This window comes from Flavobacterium sp., from assembly GCF_036515215.1.
GTDB lineage: Bacteria > Bacteroidota > Bacteroidia > Flavobacteriales > Flavobacteriaceae > Flavobacterium.
Genome location: NZ_DATBVQ010000136.1, coordinates 1 through 2,743, shown reverse-complemented (window position 1 = coordinate 2,743; position 2,743 = coordinate 1). Strand labels below are relative to the sequence as shown.

Below are 2,743 nucleotides of genomic sequence, written 5' to 3'. Positions count from 1 at the left end.
GTTTGCACCACCACGTTTATCAGACCCTCGGAACGTTGAAGCCGATGCCCACGCAGTAGATACCAGTTGGGAAACAGTTAGTCCAGTTTCTAATATTTTTGATTTCAATGTAGCGATATCAGTGTCGTCAATCAGTTCATGTGTAACTGCTGGAATCGGATCTTGCCATATAAGTTGTTCTGCGGGCACTTCCGGACCAAGATAACGTGCTATTGGACCCATATCGCGGTGCGTCAATTTGAACCACGCGCGGGAGAATGCATCAGCAAACTTGTCTGGATTCGCGTGAAAGTATCTTGAAATAGGTTCGTAAATAGGATCCACTCTCAAAGCAAGATCTGCTGTCAGCATAGTTGGTGCATGACTCTTTGATGGATTATGGGCATCCGGGACTGTACCCGCGCCTGCGCCTCCTCTAGGTTTCCACTGATGCGCACCAGCAGGACTCTTCGATAACTCCCATTCAAATTTGAACAAGTTTTCGAAGTAGTTATTACTCCACTTTGTAGGCGTAGTAGTCCAAGCGCCTTCAAGACCGCTGGTAATCGTATCTTCTCCGTTTCCAGTGCCAAAAGTATTTTTCCAGCCAAGACCTTGCTGCTCAATAGGCGCTCCAGCAGGTTCCGGACCCACGTACTTGTTTGGATCGGCAGCACCATGGGTTTTCCCAAAAGTATGACCACCGGCAATTAGCGCAACAGTTTCTTCATCATTCATCGCCATTCGAGCAAAAGTCTCCCGAATGTCACGAGCAGATGCCAATGGATCAGGATTTCCGTTAGGACCCTCAGGATTCACATAAATTAGCCCCATCTGAACGGCTGCTAATGGATTTTGTAATTCGCGGTCCCCAGTATAGCGCTTGTCATCCAACCATTTTCCTTCAGAACCCCAATAAATATCTTCCGCAGGTTCCCATACATCGGCGCGCCCTCCAGCGAAACCGAAAGTCTGGAATCCCATTGACTCAAGAGCGCAGTTACCCGTAAGAATCATCAAGTCAGCCCACGAAATTTTCTTTCCATATTTCTGCTTAATTGGCCATAGCAACAAACGAGCTTTATCTAGGTTTGCATTGTCCGGCCAACTGTTCAGTGGCGCAAATCGTTGGGTACCAAAACCCGCACCGCCACGACCGTCTGCAATTCGATACGTTCCCGCACTATGCCACGCCATACGGATGAAAAATGGTCCATAATGACCATAATCTGCCGGCCACCATTCTTGGGAATTGGTCATTAAATCAAAAAGGTCTTTCTTCACTGCATCCAAATCGAGACTCTTGAACTCTTCGGCATAGTCAAACGTCTCGCCCATCGGATTGGATAGGGAAGAATGTTGACGGAGGATGTTTAATTTTAATTGGTTAGGCCACCAGTCATCGTTTCTTGTTCCAGTTCCAGCACTGCTCTTTTGAGTTGCTCCTGAAAACGGACACTTACTTTCACTGTTTACATTGTAGCTTGTATCATTAGATGATGTGTTCTGATTATTGTTATTTTCCATAATGCGATTGATTTTATTTTTTATACACTTTCAATGCTAATTTAGCCATTTATAGCTATCAATATTATTTTTTTAATAGATAAAAATTATAGTTGTTATTACAATCCAATATGCAATCAATTTACTATGTTCCAAGTATTTTTCCATATTTTAGCCTAGCCAATAAAAGGCATTCAATAAAACAAAACAATAACCTAGAGCTACATTATGTTAGCATTTAACAAAAACTACTTTGGCTTAGCCATTCTATTTTTTTGTATTGAAGTCTTAATTGCTCTTTTTCTCAATGACAGTGTTATAAGACCCTATCTTGGGGATGTTTTGGTAGTCATTTTAATCTATTGTTTTTTAAAATCTTTTCTTCAATTACCCGTTTTGACTGCGGCGATATTTGTTTTAATTTTTTCTTTTGCCATAGAATTTCTTCAATTTTTAAATATTGTTGAAATATTACAATTAGAAAAATCAAAAATTGCGAGAACAGTAATCGGAACTTCATTCTCTTGGATTGATTTACTCACTTATGTTGTTGGAATTGCTATCGTAATAATTGTCGAAAAGTATTGGTTTAAAAAAGAAATAATTCCAGTTTTAAAAACCTCAAAATAATATTCCTAGAATTTATATAATTTTTTTGTCCTCAAATTGTGACTTTTTTACAAAGTGGTAAACTAATCAAGTATCGGAAACATAAATGTAAATTACTAGTAGATAAAAAAGAAACATTTGTAAAATACGCAGTGAAGCTGAAAGTATTGCTCCTCAAACTCCAAGTGGGTCGCTAAATAGCACAAGAAAACATTGCAATAGACCGAAGAATTATTAGAAGAATTACAACAGTGCTTTACAAAAAACTAGTTATTTAATATGGATAACAAACAGGCCTATAAAGAAAAAAGCTACACCGTAAAGATGTAGCTTTTTCAATTCAACTATATTGGTATATATTCTCAAACAAGTAGAAAATATTTTTCACTACTTCGTTTTCACTGGAGGCAAGTCAAATGCAGCTGAATCATGTTCAAAATTATTGCGGTGTGAACCATCACAAAAAGGCTTGTTAGCTGATAATCCACAACGACAAAGACCCAATGCGGTTCTTCCTTCTAATCCATAAACGTTTCCTTCGCTGTCAGTTATTTCGAAATCACCTTCTATTTTGATAGATCCGTTACGATTGATTGTTAGTTTAGTCTTACTCATAATACTATTTATTTTTTTAGAGTTCAAAGATGCA

General features: G+C 38.6%; 3 protein-coding genes. 1 reads left to right on the top strand and 2 read right to left on the bottom strand.

The window, feature by feature from the left end; all coding sequences use genetic code 11:
• Positions 1–1,506: catalase/peroxidase HPI (gene katG, locus VIH09_RS09660; RefSeq protein ID WP_331580367.1), on the bottom strand; the 1,506-nt coding region annotated here is incomplete at its 3' end.
• A 207-nt stretch (positions 1,507–1,713) separates the two neighbouring features.
• Between katG and VIH09_RS09655 the strand changes: the two genes are divergently transcribed.
• A complete protein-coding gene (locus VIH09_RS09655) occupies positions 1,714–2,115 on the top strand; it encodes a DUF2809 domain-containing protein (protein ID WP_331580365.1) in 402 nt (133 codons plus the stop codon).
• 366 nt (positions 2,116–2,481) lie between these two features.
• Here the strand turns inward: VIH09_RS09655 and VIH09_RS09650 are convergent, their stop codons facing one another.
• Positions 2,482–2,709, bottom strand: a complete 228-nt coding sequence (locus VIH09_RS09650; protein WP_331580369.1) for a CDGSH iron-sulfur domain-containing protein — start codon at positions 2,707–2,709, stop codon at positions 2,482–2,484.
• Positions 2,710–2,743 lie beyond the last annotated feature (34 nt).

Excerpts from the sequence above, each read along its gene's own strand:
- VIH09_RS09655 (WP_331580365.1), top strand. The coding sequence starts at position 1,714 with ATGTTAGCATTTAACAAAAACTACTTTGGCTTAGCCATTCTATTTTTT.
- VIH09_RS09650 (WP_331580369.1), bottom strand. The coding sequence starts at position 2,709 with ATGAGTAAGACTAAACTAACAATCAATCGTAACGGATCTATCAAAATA.